The sequence below is a fragment of the Colwellia sp. E150_009 genome, assembly GCF_053543955.1.
Map to the genome: position 1 here is coordinate 42,493 of NZ_JBHFOM010000004.1, position 19,823 is coordinate 62,315.

The 19,823-nt window shown below is 37.5% G+C and carries 16 protein-coding genes; 10 read left to right on the forward strand and 6 right to left on the reverse strand.

Going from position 1 to position 19,823, the window contains the following annotated elements:
• Positions 1-21 precede the first annotated feature (21 nt).
• The 3 genes from hutH (at position 22) to ACE1OF_RS03020 (ending at position 4,022) form a co-directional block, all read left to right on the forward strand.
• On the forward strand, positions 22-1,566 hold the full coding sequence (gene hutH / locus ACE1OF_RS03010; RefSeq protein WP_448892670.1) for a histidine ammonia-lyase: 1,545 nt from the start codon (positions 22-24) through the stop codon (positions 1,564-1,566).
• 220 nt (positions 1,567-1,786) lie between these two features.
• Positions 1,787-2,713, forward strand: coding sequence for an ABC transporter substrate-binding protein (locus tag ACE1OF_RS03015; protein ID WP_448892672.1), 927 nt, complete (start codon positions 1,787-1,789; stop codon positions 2,711-2,713).
• 13 nt (positions 2,714-2,726) lie between these two features.
• A complete protein-coding gene (locus ACE1OF_RS03020; protein WP_448892674.1) occupies positions 2,727-4,022 on the forward strand; it encodes a GGDEF domain-containing protein in 1,296 nt (431 codons plus the stop codon).
• 286 nt (positions 4,023-4,308) lie between these two features.
• Here ACE1OF_RS03020 and ACE1OF_RS03025 read toward each other — a convergent pair whose 3' ends face one another.
• The 4 genes from ACE1OF_RS03025 to ACE1OF_RS03040 form a co-directional block, all read right to left on the reverse strand.
• The gene (locus tag ACE1OF_RS03025) at positions 4,309-5,241 is read right to left on the reverse strand and encodes a tRNA-dihydrouridine synthase (RefSeq protein WP_448892676.1); all 933 of its coding nucleotides are present in this window, start codon (positions 5,239-5,241) and stop codon (positions 4,309-4,311) included.
• 2 nt (positions 5,242-5,243) lie between these two features.
• Positions 5,244-5,435: a hypothetical protein gene (locus ACE1OF_RS03030; RefSeq protein ID WP_448892678.1), complete on the reverse strand. Its 192-nt coding sequence runs from the start codon at positions 5,433-5,435 to the stop codon at positions 5,244-5,246.
• A gap of 109 nt (positions 5,436-5,544) precedes the next feature.
• Positions 5,545-6,417: an SDR family oxidoreductase gene (locus tag ACE1OF_RS03035; RefSeq protein ID WP_448892680.1), complete on the reverse strand. Its 873-nt coding sequence runs from the start codon at positions 6,415-6,417 to the stop codon at positions 5,545-5,547.
• A gap of 97 nt (positions 6,418-6,514) precedes the next feature.
• A complete protein-coding gene (locus ACE1OF_RS03040; RefSeq protein WP_448892682.1) occupies positions 6,515-7,426 on the reverse strand; it encodes a bifunctional GNAT family N-acetyltransferase/hotdog fold thioesterase in 912 nt (303 codons plus the stop codon).
• A gap of 90 nt (positions 7,427-7,516) precedes the next feature.
• Here ACE1OF_RS03040 and ACE1OF_RS03045 point away from each other — a divergent pair, with 90 nt between their 5' ends.
• The 4 genes from ACE1OF_RS03045 to ACE1OF_RS03060 all read left to right on the forward strand — a co-directional run bounded on the left by ACE1OF_RS03045 (position 7,517) and on the right by ACE1OF_RS03060 (position 10,855).
• Positions 7,517-8,317, forward strand: a complete 801-nt coding sequence (locus ACE1OF_RS03045; protein ID WP_448892684.1) for a hypothetical protein — start codon at positions 7,517-7,519, stop codon at positions 8,315-8,317.
• A 289-nt stretch (positions 8,318-8,606) separates the two neighbouring features.
• The gene (locus ACE1OF_RS03050) at positions 8,607-8,939 is read left to right on the forward strand and encodes a hypothetical protein (RefSeq protein WP_448892686.1); all 333 of its coding nucleotides are present in this window, start codon (positions 8,607-8,609) and stop codon (positions 8,937-8,939) included.
• Positions 8,940-9,061: 122 nt separating this feature from the next.
• Positions 9,062-9,694 carry a DUF6795 domain-containing protein gene (locus ACE1OF_RS03055; protein WP_448892688.1) on the forward strand — a complete coding sequence of 211 codons (633 nt, stop codon included), beginning with the start codon at positions 9,062-9,064 and terminating at the stop codon, positions 9,692-9,694.
• A 12-nt stretch (positions 9,695-9,706) separates the two neighbouring features.
• A complete protein-coding gene (locus ACE1OF_RS03060; RefSeq protein ID WP_448892690.1) occupies positions 9,707-10,855 on the forward strand; it encodes a lipase family protein in 1,149 nt (382 codons plus the stop codon).
• A gap of 244 nt (positions 10,856-11,099) precedes the next feature.
• On the opposite strand, the gene ACE1OF_RS03065 is transcribed toward ACE1OF_RS03060, so the two are convergent.
• The gene (locus ACE1OF_RS03065; protein ID WP_448892692.1) at positions 11,100-13,286 is read right to left on the reverse strand and encodes a M3 family metallopeptidase; all 2,187 of its coding nucleotides are present in this window, start codon (positions 13,284-13,286) and stop codon (positions 11,100-11,102) included.
• Positions 13,287-13,598: 312 nt separating this feature from the next.
• Here ACE1OF_RS03065 and ACE1OF_RS03070 point away from each other — a divergent pair, with 312 nt between their 5' ends.
• A complete protein-coding gene (locus ACE1OF_RS03070; protein ID WP_448892694.1) occupies positions 13,599-14,804 on the forward strand; it encodes an NnrS family protein in 1,206 nt (401 codons plus the stop codon).
• Positions 14,805-14,809: 5 nt separating this feature from the next.
• Complete coding sequence (locus tag ACE1OF_RS03075) at positions 14,810-15,781, forward strand: D-2-hydroxyacid dehydrogenase (protein WP_448892696.1); 972 nt, start codon at positions 14,810-14,812, stop codon at positions 15,779-15,781.
• 114 nt (positions 15,782-15,895) lie between these two features.
• Here ACE1OF_RS03075 and ACE1OF_RS03080 read toward each other — a convergent pair whose 3' ends face one another.
• Entirely contained in the window at positions 15,896-17,260 is a 1,365-nt protein-coding gene (locus ACE1OF_RS03080; RefSeq protein ID WP_448892698.1) for an NAD(P)/FAD-dependent oxidoreductase, read from the reverse strand.
• 111 nt (positions 17,261-17,371) lie between these two features.
• On the opposite strand from ACE1OF_RS03080, the gene ACE1OF_RS03085 reads away from it, so the two are divergent.
• Positions 17,372-19,822: an Ig-like domain-containing protein gene (locus ACE1OF_RS03085; protein WP_448892700.1), complete on the forward strand. Its 2,451-nt coding sequence runs from the start codon at positions 17,372-17,374 to the stop codon at positions 19,820-19,822.
• The last annotated feature ends 1 nt before the right edge of the window (position 19,823 follow it).

The following is a 19,823-nucleotide window of genomic DNA, read 5'->3' on the forward strand; positions in this document are numbered from 1 at the left end:
ACACAAATTAGAGAAACTATAATGAATCAAATAACAGAATTAAACATTATACCAGGGCAATTAACCCTAGCACAATTGCGAGATGTTAACCGTTATGACGGCATAAAATACAGCTTAGACGAAAGTGCATTTGATAACATAAACAAAAGTGCTGAAGCAGTGCAACAAGTAATAAAAGATGGGCGTGTAGTTTACGGCATCAATACTGGTTTTGGTTTACTTGCTAGCACACGCATAAAAAATGATGAATTAGAGCTTTTGCAGCGTTCTATTGTATTGTCACACTCTGCTGGTTTTGGCGAGTACATGGAAGATGCAACCGTACGCCTAATGATGGTATTAAAAATTAACTCTTTATCCCGTGGTTTTTCTGGTATACGTTTACAAGTTATTCAAGCGTTACTCACCCTACTTAACGCTCAAGTGTATCCTTGTGTACCCAAAAAAGGCTCTGTTGGTGCTTCTGGTGATTTAGCCCCACTTTCACACATGGTGTTACCATTGTTAGGTGAAGGCGAAATGTCATATCAAGACCAAGTTATTCCTGCAATGGAAGGGTTAAAAATAGCAGGACTTGAACCAATAACGTTCGCAGCAAAAGAAGGCTTAGCATTGCTTAACGGTACGCAAGCTTCTACGGCTTTCACTTTAGAAGGCTTATTTTATGCTGAAGATTTATATGCTGCGGGCACGGTTATTGGTTCTATTACCGTAGAAGCAGCCATGGGCTCTCGTGCCCCCTTTGATCACCGAGTGCATTTTGTACGTGGTCAACAAGGTCAAATTGATGCTGCCAGTGCTTACCGTCATGTATTAACTGAGTGCTCAGAAATATCTAAATCACATGCCAACTGTGAAAAAGTGCAAGACCCTTACTCACTACGTTGCCAACCGCAAGTAATGGGCGCTTGTTTAACACAAATTCGCCAAGCCGCAGTCGTATTATTAGCAGAAGCCAACGGCGTTACTGATAACCCACTAGTTTTTGCTAACGAAGGTGATTTTATTTCTGCAGGTAACTTCCATGCTGAACCTATTGCTATGGCAGCTGACAATCTTGCGCTAGCTATTGCTGAAATTGGCTCACTATCAGAACGAAGAATGGCATTACTTATTGATGCAAGTTTAAGCAAACTACCTCCATTTTTAGTAGATAACGGTGGCGTTAATTCAGGTTTTATGATTGCACAAGTCACTTCTGCAGCACTTGCTTCAGAGAATAAAACCTTAGCACACCCTGCATCTGTTGACAGTTTACCAACATCTGCTAATCAAGAAGATCATGTTTCTATGGCCTGTTTTGCAGGGCGTAGATTAGCCGATATGAGCGAGAATACTAATGGTGTTTTAGCCGTAGAATACTTAGCAGCGGTTCAAGGCTTGGATTTTAGAGCACCACTAAAAGGTTCACCAATTATTGAACAAGCCAGAGCAATGCTACGCGAAACCGTCAGTTTTTATGATAAAGACAGATACTTCGCTCCTGATATTGTAGAAGCATCAGGCATAATAAGTGATGGTGATTTAAACCAATTTATGCCAGAACAGTGTTTACCGAGTATGTAAAGAATACCATACAATTTTACAAATATAATAACGGGTGCGCTACCGCACCCTTTTTTATTAACGTTTATAAACAAGCAAACTATGACAAATCTAACAATCACTTCTATACTCAAATAAACCCATACTTCTTACGTTATGAGCGCTTACATTGAGACAAAAAACACTTTTTTTTTCTTGTATATCGATAGTTATTATTAGTATAGGACTATTCTACTTAGTTATGCCAAGTTTGTGGCATCAAAAACATTACCCTGTAACCATTGCTGTTTCAAAAACCCCCTTGTCTAGTCCTTTCTATATTGCTAAAGCAATTAATGCTTTTGATAAAACTTGCGTTGACGTTGAATATATAGCGGTAAATGGTGGGATAGCTGCCTTTGAAAAAGTGATGAGTGGTGAGGTTGATTTTGGCACAAGCTCTGATTCTGCAATTGCATTTCAAAGTTTAACTCATCATAATTTTGTTACTCACACAATGTTTAGTCAATCAGACAATGATATCAAATTAATAACTCGATCTTCAGATCAAATTAAATCAGTAAGGGATCTAAAAGGAAAAAAGGTTGGTGTTATTAAAAAATCTGCCAGTGAATATTTATTAAGTACGTTATTAGCAATTGAAGGGTTAACAATAGCAGATGTTGACCTTCATTATTATACACCAGAGTTATTACTACAGAGTTTGCGTGATTTAGAAGTTGATGCGATTATTCCTTGGGAGCCCTACGCCTTTCAAGCATCAAAATTACTCGGAAATAAAATTACAACCCATAACACGAAAAATTTAAGTACCTTAAGCTTTAATTTGATTTCTCTAACGCCCAATAACCTGCTGGTTGAAAAAGCAGTTTGTATAATTAAGGGGCTGCAAATTGCCATTAATTACATTGCTTCACACCCTCAGAAATCAAAAAAAATAGTAATAAATCAACTTAATTTAGATCCTTCTTTTATTGACTGGGTATGGCCTGATTATATTTTTAAATTAGGCTTAAACCAGTCGTTAATTTTGAATCTTCAATCTCAAGCTTCTTGGGCCATTGACACACACACAACTGAGTACAGTGCCCCACCTAAATCAGAGAAATTTATTGATACCAGGGCATTATTACGAGTAGAGCCCGGTGCGGTAAATCTAATGCACTAAATTAGGATATTTTATGAAGTTGAGCTTACTACACCAAATTCTTTTTTTTACGCTCGGTAGTTGCCTATTGTTTACTATTTTAGTATTTAGTATTTTATGGTCAATTCAAGCTGTAGATATTACTTTAAAGCGTGAAAAATACGCACATAAAGTTGAAGATCGAACTAATATTTTAAAACAGTTTATTCTCAGTGAGGATATTTACTCTAGTAACTACAATACTAATAATTGGCTTACATTAGAAAACAAATTTGATAACCTGCTTCAACTCGCACCTAATTTAACCCCCCAACAACAAACCATTCAAAATAGTATCGTAAGCCAAAATAAAAGCGTACAACGTTTATTTAATGCTATTAATGAAAATAAATTAAAAAATGCCAACCAAGCAATAAAAAAACATTTAAAAATTAGGCTCATAACACAACTAGAGGCTATAAGAACTGACTCAATTCAACTGTCAACCATAGCAAATGAAGACATCCAAAGCGTGATTAAAAACCAAATTATTTTTGTTTTATTGGTATTAATTCTAATCATTTTAGCACTCGTTTATGGTGCTTTCAGGTTAACAACAGTATTTAAAACATCTCTGAACGAAGTAAAAAAAGCCTTTAAAGATAACCACAGTGGCAATTTCCAAAATATCCACTTTTCTAATCACACAGAAGAATTTGAGAGTATCGCCAACGCATTCAATGCGATGAACAAAAAATTAAGTGTTACAACGGTCTCTTTAGAATCAATGAAAAAAATTGTTCATGAAAGAACATGTAAGTTAGAGCAACTTTCAAATACAGACCCATTAACCCAAGTCGCTAATCGTCGCGCTCTTTTTGAGCGAGGCAATGCTGAGTTTTCTCGCATACAAAGAAGTAAAAATGAATTAACGATTATTTTACTCGACTGTGATTTATTTAAAGACATCAATGATGAATTTGGTCATGTTTTTGGTGATAAAGTTCTAAAACACCTAAGTGAAATATGCACAAAAGAAATACGAAATATTGACTTTTTTGCGCGTTATGGCGGTGAAGAGTTTATTATTATCTTGCCTGACAGTGATCTCAATGGTGCAATAGAAACCGCGAAACGTATTCAACAATCGTTAACCGATCAGCGTCTTAAATTTGAAGATAAAGACGTCCCTCTCACAGTAAGTATGGGGATTAGCACTGTTACTAGTAAACATGAAAATTTTGAACAATTAATAAAAGATGCCGATATTGCCATGTACAAAGCCAAAACTAACGGCCGCAATAGAATTGAAATAGCAGACGAAACAAACACAATAATCAAAAAAGCTTAGGGTCTGTTGACCTTTCATGTTTAAATTTTGTTCGAATTAAATGCTTTTTGATCGCGGCGCTAGGAATGTAGCATAGTTTTTCTACGTAAATTCCTTGCAACAAAGAGCAAGAAGCATTTAAACGAATCCGTAGGACAGCGTTTACTAGCTATTTCTACTGCGTTATCGCTTATTAGAGTAGAACAACTACACAGCATAAGCTCTGCCTTGTATAAAAGGCTAATAAACTGCTGCAAAAATAATCAGCAAAGTTCAACAGACCCTAACCTAAAAACTTAAAAAATAATTAAAGTTCTTGAATGATCGCTTCTGCTGTTTTTAGTGTACGAATTTTTTGGAATAATTGATCGGCTTCTGTATAGTGAAGCTTTAAATATTTAAGCCATTGCTTAATACGGTTAGGATAATATTTACTTTTATCGCCATACGTTTCACAACGCGTATATTGGAGCAATAAACCTTGCACATCATGCCACGGCATAACAGGTGATTGTTGTTTTATTACTTGTGCTAAATTTGGCAACATTAAGGCGCCTCGCCCCACCATAATATCTGTACAAGTAGAAACTTCTCGGCAGTTTTTAGCGTCAGCTAACGTAAAAATATCGCCATTGGCAATCACTGGGATCCTTATATTCTGTTTAATTTTAGCTATCCATTGCCAGTGAGCTGGTGGTCTGTAACCTTCCATTTTTGTGCGAGCATGCACGGTCAGTTCATTTGCTCCTGCTGATTCAATGGCTTGTGCATTTTCTATCGCAAGACTTTTATCTTCATAACCAAGGCGAATCTTAGCGCTTACAATGGTTTCTTTGGGTACCGTCCGCTTTATAGCACTCACTATTTGATAAAGATCTTCCGGGTCTTTCAATAAGATCGCACCGCCACGATTGTTATTCACCATTTTAGAAGGACAACCAAAATTGATATCAATACCATGGGAACCAAGCTCTATCGCTTTTGCAGCATTGTCTGCCATACATGTTGGATTTTGACCTAATAATTGCACCCGTACTGGCGTTCCAGCTTCCGTGGTACAACCGTATGCGCCAGCGTTTGTTAATTCTGGGCAAGCACGAAAAAAGGCTTTGTCTGAAATGAGCAAATTCACCACTCGCACAAACTCAGTTACACACAAGTCGTACCCGCCCACTTTAGTTAGTAAATCGCGCATTAAATGGTCTAGTACGCCTTCCATAGGCGCTAGCACTACTCGCATAATTACTGAACCTTATTCATTTCATTAGATTGGGCTTGGCTTTTACGCTTGGCTTTTACACGTTTATTCATTAACCAATATAAGCCTGTAGTTAACAATGCAATACAAAAATGAACAAGCAAGGTAAGCCATTGACCATTTTCATGCCACATAAATACAGGCCCTCGGTAGGTAATGTAAAATAAATCCAGCATTGAAATATGCAACCAAATTATTAAAAAAAATAATTTTATTTGATGACGTTTAAGAAAGGCTTTAGAAAAAAACTTCAATCGATGGACCAATATAGGGCAATGGCAAACATTATAACCAAGTGAGCAAGTCGGGGTAAACAAACTTGTAACTTAATAGTTGCTTCGCTTTTTCGCCACTAACAACTCTTGTATTCTCATTTGTCCGCGCTTTTTCAACATTAGGTGCGTCTACTTTAAGTGCCTTGGCCGCAGCTTGGTAATATTCACGCTTACTAACATGCGTATCACTTACACCATTAAAAATAGTGCCTGTCATATTTTCTTGAGCAAGTGAAAGCTGCGATAAATTAACCTGAAGCAGCGACTCAATTAACCCTACAGCATCTTGCTGATGAATTAAATTAACAGGTGCAGATGAGTTACTGAGGGTTTTCTTAGCTTGTATAAATTTACCTGGATGACGATTAGGGCCGACTAAACCAGCCAGTCTAAGCACAATACCTTGCTTACAAAAATTTATTACCGCCAGTTCTGCGGCATGTAATACTTTTACTTTTTCTGTAGAAAAATCAAGTTCACTATTTTCTTCTACAATGCCAGACAAACCTTCATAAACAGCGGTACTTGATAATAAAATAATGCGTTCTACTACACCCCGTTGCTGTGCAGCAGAAACAAGCTGCGCTATTTTATCTGCATAATCTGTTCTGCCTTGCCTAAATTGTGGTGTAATAGCAATCACCAAACTGTGCTGTGTAAAAATATCGTGTTGAGCAAGCGTAGCAATATCTGCTGGCAACATTAATTTTTGGGCTATAATAGACTGCTGATTCAATATGGCAACATTCTCAGGTTTACTGCTTGTGGCAAGTACAGGTATTTTTTTCGCTTGTAAACTAGCCGCTAACACTTTACCTAGCCAACCACATCCAACAATACCAACGGAAAGTGGCTTTTCAACGTGATGATGTGTTTTATTCATAGTCTTAACTCTTTAGTGTGAAATAAACTTACGCTTTAACGTGATGAAGGAGAAAATAAAATATCGTAAATTAGCGCTTTACTTAGCCACAGATCTGTTACCGACTGCTAGGTAAAATAAAATAACTTCCGTTAAAGGTCGCCGCAATATTTTCACCACAATAGACGTGTGCGGTTAACTTTATTCTTGCATTTTTCCCTTGTAATAAATTATCAAAATTTCCTGAAACACCTGCTTGCACAACCTGCGCATAGGCAAGACCTTTAATAGGTGAGTGATAACGAATGTTAGCGTCAGCTAGAACAATATCTCCATCAAGTTCAACGCCCTTTGCTTGTTGCTCTTGTAACATTAAATATACCCACCCCCAACCCGTTAATGTTGCCAAAGTATAAATACTACCTGCAAACATGGTGTGGTGTAAGTTTTGGTTAAAATAAGTATCACATCGAGTAACTAATTGAGTTGTATCATAATAACTAATTTGTAAATTCATCGCCTTACTTAAAGGAATAGTTTTATGCCAAATACTTTGCAATGCCTGTGATTCTGATACTTTATGCTGAGCATGTACTGGTATATTTTTCGTCATACTGTAGTGTTTTACATCACCAAACAATGTATGAGAATAGCCCTGTTTTTTATAACCAAGCTTTTGGTAAAACCCCAAGGCTTGTTCGCGTGCATTTAAACAAATTTCAGTGATTCCCAAAATACTTGCTCGTTGCTCTAAAGCATTAACAATTTGTTGACCTAATCCCTGTCCTTGCATGTTATCATCTACCGCCATAAAGCGAATTTGACCTTGCTGTTCAGTAACTTTTTCTATACGACCAACCGCTAATACATTGTCATGTTCATCAACAACCATACGATGAATGGCGTATTGCTCTTGATCGTCTTGCTCACTACCAAGTGGTTGATGCCAAGGTTGTCTTAATATTTTCCAGCGTAATTGATAGTATTGTGAAAATTCTTCAGCTGTTTTAGGTGCTTTTAAGGTATTCATTGGTTATCCTTTCATTGCCTAGCTTGGTAGCTTGGTAGCTTGGTAGCTAGTTAGGCAAAGTTACAATTACATTTTATCAATTGGAGAATTATGCAATTAGCTAAGCACGTTGCACAAGGTAAATTAACTTATTTAAGTCAAGGTGATGAATCAGTATCAGTTTGTGAAAACGAACATTACCGTTGGCTAACCTTTGGTAGTATTGAAGAAATCACATCTAAAAACACCCCAAACGAGCATGTTATTCAAAGTGTAATGCTTAAGCGCAAGCCATGGAAGCTCACTTTACCTCATCAAACGGCCATGATGCTACCCTTGCTGTTTTTTAAGCCAAATAACATGCTTGAATTAGGTTTAGGTGGCGGTAATATCCAACGATTTATTCATTATGTTTCTAAAAAAATCGCCATACATAGTATTGAACATAGTCGTGTGGTTATTGATTGTTTTAACCACTATTTTAATCCTCAGAATAATAAAACTCAGATAACATTTAACAATAGTATGCAGTGGTTACAGCAAAATACTACAAGCTACGATTGGTATATTTGCGATATTTATCAGCATGATATTCAAAGCTATCACAACACCGTTAGCCAACTAGAACACCTGGGCGCAAACTTAACCCCTAATACATGTTTATCTATTAATTTACCTGATGCCGATGACAACGAAGTGAATTTATTATTAACACTGTTAAAACAACTCTCTCCACACCACGACATTACTTATTTTCATATTCCAAACTATTTAAACATTGTAATTCATTTAATTCCCAAGCAATGGCAAATTTATAAGCGAGTAAAACGAAATAAGCACAGTTATTTACCCAATAATACTTTTTCAAGGTGGAAGAGGTTTTGGCAGCACGGTAAAACGCTAGTAGGGTAAATTATTCATTATACGCCTAACCAACCCATTGAATCCACATACTTGATTAACATGCCAGTGCACATTAAAATACCGATAACCCAAAAATACCGATAACCCAAACAATTTTATCCGCCAGTAAAAACAGCATAAGTGAGGCTATATTATACCCAAACCAGCTCAAGATGCGGGATTCAGCTGGAATTAGAAACGAGTTTAGGCTAGGCATTGATTGAATATAATGGTTTATCGTTGAAAACGGGGATTTTAATACACTAACGGATCGTTTTAAAAACAAGGAAGTTAAACTATGATATACAATAATTTAGTACAAGGTTTCATAATTCAACTGGCAGTAGTGCCACCTTGTGCGGCTATTATTTTTGTATTAATAATTATGTTCACAAGTAAATATTTTACATCATATTTTGTTGTCGATATTGTTCTAAATGTTGGTATTTTTACGTTTCCACTATCTTGGCTCATAGGTTTTTACATGATTTATAACACCTACATTCCAAGTAAAGACACTTATAACCTACTATGGCATGGTTTTCCTTTTGCCGTCGTTTTTACCACCTCTATATTAGTAGGGTTCTATATTAAATTTATTAAAAAGTCTCCTAAACCTTATAAACCTTAATTTTAGAAAAAACAAATATATAACCCACTTTAAGCTAAATAAAATACTATCGCAGTTAGATATTATTTACTTTTTAGGTGCTAATAGCTAAAATCATTTAAAATATTCAGCAAGGATAGCCAATGAATACACGCAGAAAAATCTCGTCACTTTCTCGCCCTCATTTTACATTGTTATTTCTTATTTTGTGCTTACTTGCTTACCCTATGATAAGTCAAGGAGTAGATATGTTTGGTTGGTTTAAAAAACAAGACGTATTTTTATGTTCAGAAGTCAACGGCGTGGTAACTGAAAATGGAAAACCCGTTGCCAATATAGAAATTACGCGCTCATTAATGTATATCGATGCAAAAGATCATATTGATGTTGCCATTACTGATGATACTGGTCATTTTCATTTCCCGCAAAAGAGCATTCGATCATCAATTCCCAGTAAACCGTTTTCTGAAGATAGGGTATCGCAACAAATTACTATTAACCGCGAAGGCACGCTTATTCTGTTATGGGGAGCAACTCATGTGGGGATTACGGAAATACCTGAATTCACTAAAAAACTGGCTTTTTTAAATTGTGAGTTAAGCAATAAGCGAGCTGATTTTCAATTTAAAAATAATATCCCTAGTAATCGTGAGCATATGGCTTCTAGCATTTGCCGTTGGGATGACGATTACATGCCTTTCTGGCTTTATGATGGTGAAAAAGAATACCGTATACACAATGGAAATTTTAATAAGTTAGAAGAACGCAATAAATAAGGAAATAAAGACATGACAGGAACCATATCACCCAGCGCTGCGGCTAATGTAGCAGAAAGAGTCTATGATATTAGAAAATCAAACAATTTCACAAGAGGCTTTATCCCTGAATTTAGGGATAATTTTAAAATCACCAATAGCCAAATACAAGGAATCAGCGGCGGTTTGGTGAATCAAGTACTTAACCGCAGTACGGGATTTGCTTTAACGGCAGAGGGCGTTTCCCCACAATTTTTAAATCACCATATTATCGGTATTCGTGGCACTAAATTTTCTTCATTTGCTGATTGGTTAACTAACCTCAATGTAGCCGTTACCCTTGGCCCTAAAAACCTTGAGGTACATTCAGGCTTTCAAAAAGCCTTCAGCAGTATGCGCCCAGCATTTAATCAATATATAGCAAAGCACAACCCCAGTTGTTTGCATGTAGTAGGTCATAGCTTAGGCGGCGCCATTGCTGAGTTAACTGCTATTTGGGCAAGTGCACGTGGTATTAAAACTAAGCTTTATACCTTTGGCGCACCACGCGTGGTGCTTTCAAATTCTATTCACAGTGCAGCGATTAATGTTGACCATTATCGGGTAACCCATGGCGCTGATCCTGTGCCTTGTGTGCCTGTTTGGCCGTTTACTCATACCGTAGGTGAATATCAAACCGCGATGAATGGAGGATCTTTTTTTGCTCTTTCTGCACACTCAATGGCGAAGTCGGCACCTGGTTATGTTAACACTGTCAATGCCTATAAAGATTACAGCAGTATGGATAGCGCACTTAAAACACTGCATTATAAACACACGGTGCTTAAATACGAACAGCGCCATAACGCGTCATTTTCTCAGCGTTGGCAACAAATTATTACCGATGCGTTAATCACACTCTTAAAGAAAAGCGGTCAGTATGCACTTATTGCTGGGCAAGCCGCAGCGAGTGTTGGCTTGTCCTTTTATGATTTACTGGCGCGCTGTTTACATGAATCCATTGTCAGAATTCCTGATGCAGAAGAAGCATTAAGGGGACTATTAGGGCATATGCTAGTATTTGTAGGCAGAGGGACACAAGCGGTTAAAGAAATGACGGTTAAGTTTATTCGTTGGGTGTTAGGCCTGATGATAAAAACGTTATATACCACCGCAAAACAAGCAATTGAACGTATTTTTTAAACGTTAGAAAGGGTGATTTCTGCCCTTTATCCTTATACCTAAGTAAATCTAATACCTTTACTTAATCTCATACCTTTACTTAACTATCATTTAACCTCGTAAAAACTAAAAGCTCGTCGAAACGAGCTTTTAGTGAATATTTACCTTAAAACTGCATGGTTCAAGTTAAAAGAAAAAGCACGGAGTTGACGCTAGTCAATGAGTACTTTTAATGTATAAATTAATTCATACAGTGAAAAGGTGATTATTTAGTAACAGAGAAACCACGATCACGCATTAACGCTTTAACATCTGCATCACGCCCTCTAAAAGCGCGATAGGCATCGGCTGGGTCTACCGCATTACGCACACTAAATAAATGTTCAACCAATTTAGCTGCAAGGTCTTTATCGTAAAAACCGCCAGGTGATTGTGAAAACGCCTCAGCCGCATCGGCTGTTAACACTTCTGCCCACATATAACCGTAGTAACTTGCTGAATAACCTTCACCACTAAACACATGACCAAAATGCGTAGAACGATGACGCATCACAATAGCTTCAGGCATTTTTAAGTCAGCTAGGGTATCACGTTCAAATTTTTGCACATCAATACCTGTTGGATCTACCGTGTGAAACTTCATATCAACTAACGCAGACGCTAAGTATTCAGTGGTTTTAAAACCTTGATTAAAGGTAGCTGCTTGCTTAATTTTTGCAATTAATTCAGCTGGCATGGGTTTACCTGTTTTATAATGCACTAAGTAATTATTGATAACATCATCTGTTGATAACCAATGTTCTAATAGCTGCGATTGAAATTCTGTGTAATCTCTAACACCACCGTTCAGCGTAGGATATGCCACTTTTGATGATAAAAAGTGCAATGCATGACCAAATTCATGAAAATACGTTTCTGCATCAGACCAAGAAATTAAAGTAGGTTGGCCATCAACACCTTTGCTGAAATTAGAGTTATTTGATGACAAAACATTCTTCTTGCCATCAAACGTTGTGTAACTGCGGTAAGTGGTGGCCCATGCGCCAGAACGTTTACCTTTGCGAGCAAATGGGTCTAGGTACCATAAACCAATATGCTCATGTGAGGTTTTGTCAGTCACTTCCCACACGCGAACATCTTCATTAAATACAGGAACAGAACCATCTTTCACTTCAGTAAATTCAAAATTAAATAAACGGCCTGCTACATAAAACATAGCTTCTCGTAATTTATTCAATTGCAGGTATTCTTTAACCTCATTTGAATCTAGATTGTATTTATCTTGACGAACTTTTTCAGCGTAAAAGCGGTAATCCCACGGTTCAATTTTATCAATACCGTCTTGTGCTTTGCCAATGGCTAGCATGTCTGCTACTTCTTCATCAACACGTGCGATTGCTGCTGGCCATACACTTTCCATTAAGTTAATGGCATTTTCTGGTGATTTAGCCATACGATCTTCTAAACGCCAAGAGGCGTAGTTTTTATAACCTAACAAGCCAACACGTTCATGACGCAATTGTAGAATTTCAGCAATAATGGCGTTGTTATCAAATTCATCTCCATTGTTACCACGGTTATAGTAGCTATTCCATACTTGCTTACGCAGTTCACGTTCGGTTGAGTAGGTTAAAAAAGGATCCATTGATGAACGGGTATTAGTAATAGCATATTCACCTTGATGGCCGCGTGATTCTGCGGCTGATGCAGCAGAACTAATTATAGACTCAGATAGCCCACCTAGTTGATCTTTTGTTAAATACAAAACATAGCTTTCTTCGTCAGCGAGTACATTGTTACCAAACTTAGTATGCAACTGAGCCAAACGTTGGTTAATATCAGCATAACGTTTTTTTGCCTCCCCCTTTAATGTCGCGCCATTACGTGCAAAACTATTATAAGTTAAATACACTAAACGTTGCTGTTCAGGGGTTAAGCTTTTAACTTCATCGCTGTTATATACCGCTTGCACACGAGCAAACAATGCTTGGTTTTGATTAATTTTTGAGAAAAAAGCCGACAGTTTTGGTGCCATTTCTGCTTGAATTTCACGAAATTCTGGCGAAGATTGGTTTGAACTCCAAATACGATAATATGTAAACACTCTATCTAAGGCATAACCCGTTTTTTCCATTGCAACAATTGTGTTTTCAAAGGTAGGTGATTCTGCATTATTAGCAATCGCTTCAATTTCAGCCAAATTAATTTTCATACCTTCTTCTATTGCAGCACTTAAGCCGACTAAAGAAACTTTGTCAAATGCTGGTACGCCTTGATAAGGGCCTTGCCACTTAGCCAGTAATAAGGCTTTAGATTGCTCAACCTCATTTGTTAACTGGTCAGTTGTGGCTGAACTTTTTTCAATCGCTGAGTTTTCAACGGTGTTATTGCCACCACTACACGCCATTAAAATACTTGATAATAAAAGGGTAGGTAATAATGTTTTAGTCATAATTAATCTCTATCTAAAGTATAAATCTTTCCAATGCGTTATCTCAAAAATAGAAAACACTATCGAGTTAACATTACATTAACAATAATCAATTGATAAAGAAATGCCTTGTATGGCTATTCAACGCAAATTGTAAGCTGTTAAGCTTATTCTAGCTAAATAGTAATCAGCTCATCATATATTGCGCGTTGCAAATAAATTCCTTTGTCTGTCGAATTTTATTGATCTAATACAAGCAAATTGAAAAGTATTTCATTACAATATATCAATAATACCCGAGCAAATTACTCAAGCATTTTACAAGGTACACCCATGATGCAAATTACTGACTTGCAAAAAGAGCAAAAAATTACGCCATTGCTGCGTTTAGGCTTTCGTCCTTTTTTTCTTAGCGGCGCTATTTTTAGTGTGGTAGCCATCGTACTTTGGTTATTAATGTACAAAGGAACTGTTAACTTTTCGCCTTTAGGTGGTGGCTATTGGTGGCATATACATGAAATGATTTTTGGTTTTGGTTGTGCCATCATTGCTGGTTTTTTACTTACCGCTGTCCAAAATTGGACGGGGGTTCGTGGTGCACAGGGCTCTGTATTACTGGTATTATTCATACTTTGGTTAGCAGGGCGAATTGTTGTTCTTTTTCCTGATTTGTTAGGCGAAGAATTAACAACTATTATCGATTTAAGTTTTTTACCTGCGGTAGCATTTGTATTAGGTAAGCCTATTATTGCAATAAAACAATACCGTAACTTATTTTTTGTGCCTTTACTGCTGTTATTTACCATTGCCAATAGTGAAATGCACCTTGCCATTTATAATTCTGATACCTTTACTATTACATACGCAGCATACGCAGGAGTAATGTTAGTCACTTTTTTAATGTCGGTAATGGCAGGACGTGTTGTACCAATGTTTACAGCTAATGGTACACAAACACCAAAAGCAACACCGCTCCCTTGGTTAGACAAAGTCACAAACGGCTGCTTAGGTATAGCCATGTTGTATTTATTATTAGAGCCAGTAGTTGGGTTTTCTGAAACATTCTTTGGCATACTTTTAATTGTTGCAGGTATTTTTCAAACCATGCGTTGGTTAAGATGGCGACCATGGATAACGCTAGGGGTACCATTATTATGGTCTATTCATGCGTCTATTAAGTTTATTGCCTATGGTTTAATTGTTTTGGGATTGAGCTATTTAATTGCCGAAATCCCCAGTAATCATATCTGGCATTTATTAACTGTTGGCGGTATGGGAGGATTAATTTTAGCGATGATTTCTAGGGTTTCTCTTGGTCACACTGGTCGACCATTGTCACCACCAAAAGCCATGACTTTAGCTTACATCTGCATTACATTAGCAGCACTTATTCGTGCCCTTGGTCCGTGGGTTTTACCTGAAAAAACAATGATATTTATCGATATTAGTGGTGCTTTCTGGTTATTAGCGTTTGGTATTTTTGCTGTTACTTACGCCCCTATGCTAATGAGTCCCCGAAAAGATGGCAGACCAGGATAACAATAATGAAAGCAGTTTTTTTAGATAGCCAAACATTTAGCGAGAACATCTCTTTTTCGGCGATTGAGCAACAAGTTACAATGCTAACTTGTTACCCAACCACCTCTGCCGAACAGATACTTGAGCGTTGCCAAAAGGCTGATGTTATTATTACCAATAAAGTCGTGATCACCGCTGAAATATTGGCACAACTTCCTCAGTTAAAGCTCATTGCTATCACAGCAACGGGTTACAATAATATAGATATTGAGGCTGCCTCAAAATACAATATTGCTGTAACCAATGTAAGTGGCTATGCTGGTAATGCTATTGCTCAGTATGTATTTGCACAACTACTTGAATATTATCAACAAACTTGTCATCACAATACCAATACTGAGCAAGGATTATGGCAAAAAAGTGATACTTTTTGCTATCATGGCAAGGCTATTACCGAGCTTGCAGGCAAAACGTTAGCAATTGTTGGTAATGGCTTTTTAGGGAAATCTGTTGCTAAGCTTGCCGCAGCGTTTGATATGAATGTGATGATCAGCGAACGCCCACAGAGTCTAGAAATACGCAAAGGTAGGGTAAGTTTTGAACAGGCAATTACGCAAGCCGATATTTTGAGTTTACATTGTCCTCAAACTGCCGAGACTACAAATTTAATTAATGCTGCGGTGTTAGCTAAAATGAAGCCAAATGCCGTGTTAATCAATACCGCCCGTGGTATGTTAGTTAATAGTGTTGATTTATTATCTGCCTTAAAAAATAAGCAAATAGCTTACGCCGTTCTCGATGTATTAGAACAGGAGCCACCGCCAGAAGATCATCCTTTATTAGTCGCATTAAAACAAAACACCCTTGATAATTTGAAAATTACCGCACATATTGCTTGGGCAAGCAGTGAATCACAGCAACGATTAATTCACATGCTAAGTAACAATATAGCCGCTTTTAAGCGTGGTGAAAGATTAAACAGGCTTGATAATACTTAGCCATTTTTTCAGAAAAAGCTAATTAAGTTTTTAAAAATATAACGATATGAGTTTTGGATGGGCGGTTATCGGAATACTAAAATAACCGTCCACCCACAAAAAATCTGGATTCATTTATAAATACTTATCCTTAATTTTCCCATAATGAAAATAGCCCCACTGCCCAACTCGGCGCAGTGGCGCAAGTGGAAACTTAGGCAATTCTTTATTATATAAAGGAATATTTGGCAGTGTTTTTCCTGCTACTTTCTCGGCTAAACGTTTACCTGCTTGTACTGAAAAAGATACACCACTACCACAATAGCCCATAGCGTAAAATATATTCTCTTCAACACTCCCTTTTTTACCTTGAAATAAGTGCGGTAAATCATCAAGTGCCATGCAAATCCAACCAGACCACGCATAAGCTATTTTCAAATTACCAAGCGCAGGAAAGCTTGTTTTTAAAACGGCCAACAAACGTTGAGCATAATATGGGTCTTCAGCATTTTTTCCCGTGATAGCTCCCCTGCCCCCAAATAGAATGCGGTTATCAGGTAATTTTCGATAATAGTATTTAAGCGCCCGAGTATCCATCACCACATTGCTAGTTAAAAAATTACACATGGCTAATTGCTCTGTTGATAATGGCTCAGTAACTATTATTTGCGAAAGCACAGGTAAGGTTCTGTTAGTTATTAAAGGATGAAAACCTTTAGGTGTGTAGCCATTGGTTGCAATAACTACTTTTTTTGCTGTCACTGTGCCTTGTGGCGTAGCGAGCATAATATTCTTACCTGTATGAGTCGAAACAAAACTCACTGGGGTTGATGTATACACTTTTGCACCAGCTTGGCGTGCTAATTTTTGATAACCCCAAGCCAATTTTAATGGATTAAGGCCAAAACCATCTTGATAACGAATAGCGCCATAAGCATTTTCATCAGCCATATAATGTTGATGTAATGCTTCCTTTGAAAGCACTTGTACATCATAATCAAACAGATCTTGCTGCAACTTAGCTTGCGCTTGCAATGATTTAAACATGCTTGGTTTATGCGCCACTTTGATATAACCCGCTGCTTGTTGATCACAGTCTATGCCTTCGTTTATCAGCCCCTTAAGAGTATCAACCCCAGCACACATCTCGTGATAAATGCCGCGCATCACCTCCTCGCCCCATTTTTTTTGCATCATGGTATAAGGCATTCTTCCTGACGATTTTAATACAAACCCCGCATTTCTACCGCTACAACCCCAAGCCGTTTGATTAGCCTCAAAAACATGCGCATAAATTCCTTGCTCACGAGCCAAATGTAACGCACATGAAAGCCCAGTATATCCAGCTCCGATAATGGCAACATCTACAGTAATATCTTGTGCAAATTGCCCATCGTCTGCTGGTTTTTTATCACCTTTTGCACCCGAAATATCAGCCCAATAACTATTTGTGTGTGTAACACCATAACCTGGTGAACCATCTATCAGTGGATCGTACATATTCTTCTTCCATTATTACGTCAATTTGTTTACGGGTTTCGTAGACTTTCATTAGCTATCGCTTTATTCTAACTAAAGAAATTTATCTTACTGTACCTAGGAAATTAAAGCATGAATAAGCTTTATCTTGTAGTGGTTTCATTTTTTGTTTTTTTACTCGTTGCTTGTAATGGTCATAATGAAGACGAATCTGAAAATTTACCTCAAACTGTTACAAAGATCGAACTATCAATTTTAGATAGTAATGGTGTGGCGCAACACAGCTTTAACACAAACGATATAATAACCTTACAAGCTAAAGTAACGGATGAAAATAATGCGGTAGTGCCTAACCGAGCCGTTAGCTTCTCTGCTTCTGTTGGTTCATTAGCAATCACCTCAAAGTTAACCAATAGTGAAGGGCTAGCCGTTGTTTATCTAACAAACGATGATCTTATTCTCGGTGCAGGTAGTGTTGATGCAACAATAGATGAATTAACTACGCTAACCAAAGATTATGAGTTTGTTGAATCAACAGTTGTTGATACTTCTCCTAACCTTAAAACAACAGTGACTCTAAACAATGAATCAGTAAACGTTTTTAAGGCTGATGAAGAGGTGCAAATATCTACAAGGTTAATTGATGGTAACGGTCAAGGTATTGCTAATAAAATTATTATGTTTACGGCTGACATTGGTACTTTAAATATGGCTACGGCTTTAACAAATAGCCAAGGTGTTGCAAGTGTTACCCTAAGTGCCGACGATACAGGTAGTGAAAGCGTTATTGGCGCGGGTGTTATAACCAGCAGTTATACTATTGACGAAGACACAAATATAAACAGCACTTTTAATTATCAAATTTTACCTGCCGACGCCATTATCGACAGTGATATTCACATAGGTTACCTTGACAAAACAAATAATTTTGTTGAAGGAAAAATTGCGTTATCAATAGAAGACAACATGATAAGTGCTGGTGGAACATTAGGGCTGAGTGTGAATTTAATTGATAAAAATGGTGGTTTGCTAGTTACTCCACTCCCTGTCACTTTTACCTCTAATTGTGTGCAAAATGGTAACGCCCGTATTGACGAATCAGTGCTTAGTATCAATGGTACTGCTCACTCTACTTTTGAAGATGTTGACTGTGCGGGTAGAAATGGTGCTGATGACATCATATTTGCTAGTGTTACAGTGAATGAAATAATACACACCGCTAGCGAAACCGTTACAATTAATGGTGAGCAATTAGGCTCAATTGAATTCATCGCAGCAGAACCAAGCGAAATAGTGCTTAAAGGTACAGGTGGACAAAATCAACAAGAAACGTCAACACTCACCTTTAAAGTAAAAAGCCAATTAGGCAACGTTTTAGCACAACAGGAAGTAAATTTTACCTTAAGTACGGCTGTTGGCGGTATCAATTTAAGCAGAATATCTGGCTTTACTAACAGCCAAGGTCTTATAAGCACACAGATCTCAGCAGGCACTGTACCTACTGCTGTTCGAGTTACCGCGTCTGCAAGCATGGATGTTAATGATGAAAACATTACCGTGCAAAGCCAATCAGATCTATTATCAATAAACACAGGACTACCAGAGCAACGTTCTATGACCATTGCTGCTGACATATTAAACCCTGAAGCACACAATATTAGTGGTGAAAAATCTATTATAAGCGTGTGGCTATCTGACAACTTTAACAACCCTGCTCCTGATGGCACAACTGTTAATTTTACAACTGAAGGGGGTAATATTGAACCAAGCTGCGTTACGACTAATGGTAGTTGTTCTGTTACTTGGACCAGTAGCGAACCCAGAGTTACCGATCACCGTGTAACTATTTTAGCCACCGCCTTAGGTCATGAAACCTTCTTTGATACTAACGGTAATAACATTTTTGATGATGCCGATGGTAATCCTATTCTGGATGTCGGTACAAGCAATGATCCAAATATCGATTCAGGCCTTGATAATTACGCACCTAAACCCAGTGGTTTTGTTGATATGTCAGAAGCGTGGCGAGACGATGATGAAAATAGCCGTTTTGATACTGGTGAGACCTTTTTAGATTTTAATAACGATGGAAGTTTTAGCACTGCCGACGGCAAGTTTAACGGACCACAGTGCCAAGGTGCAAACTGCGCAACTGAAAATATGCGCAGTATACATGTAAGAAAAGCACTCAAGTTAGTAATGGCTAGCTCAGCTGCTGAATATAAACTGACCAATGGTACGGGTGGAACTACCTACGTTAATTCATTAACTGGATATAATACTTCACTACCTGACATACCTAATGGTGGTAGCCAAGTCTTTATTTTTTCCTTTGCCGATACAGGCTCCCCTAATCAAACCATGCCCAAAGGGACAACGGTTAATATTTCGCTAAGTTCAGGCACAATACAAGGGAAGACTGATTACACTGTTGCTAATACTAATCAATCTGGTTTTAGAACAATGAACTTTTCTGTTACGCAAGAGACAGGCAGCGCACCTCAAACCGCTATATTAACAATAACAATTACCTCTCCTAATGGTTTTGTCACGAGTTTAACTCGTGATTTAACATTATTGTAAA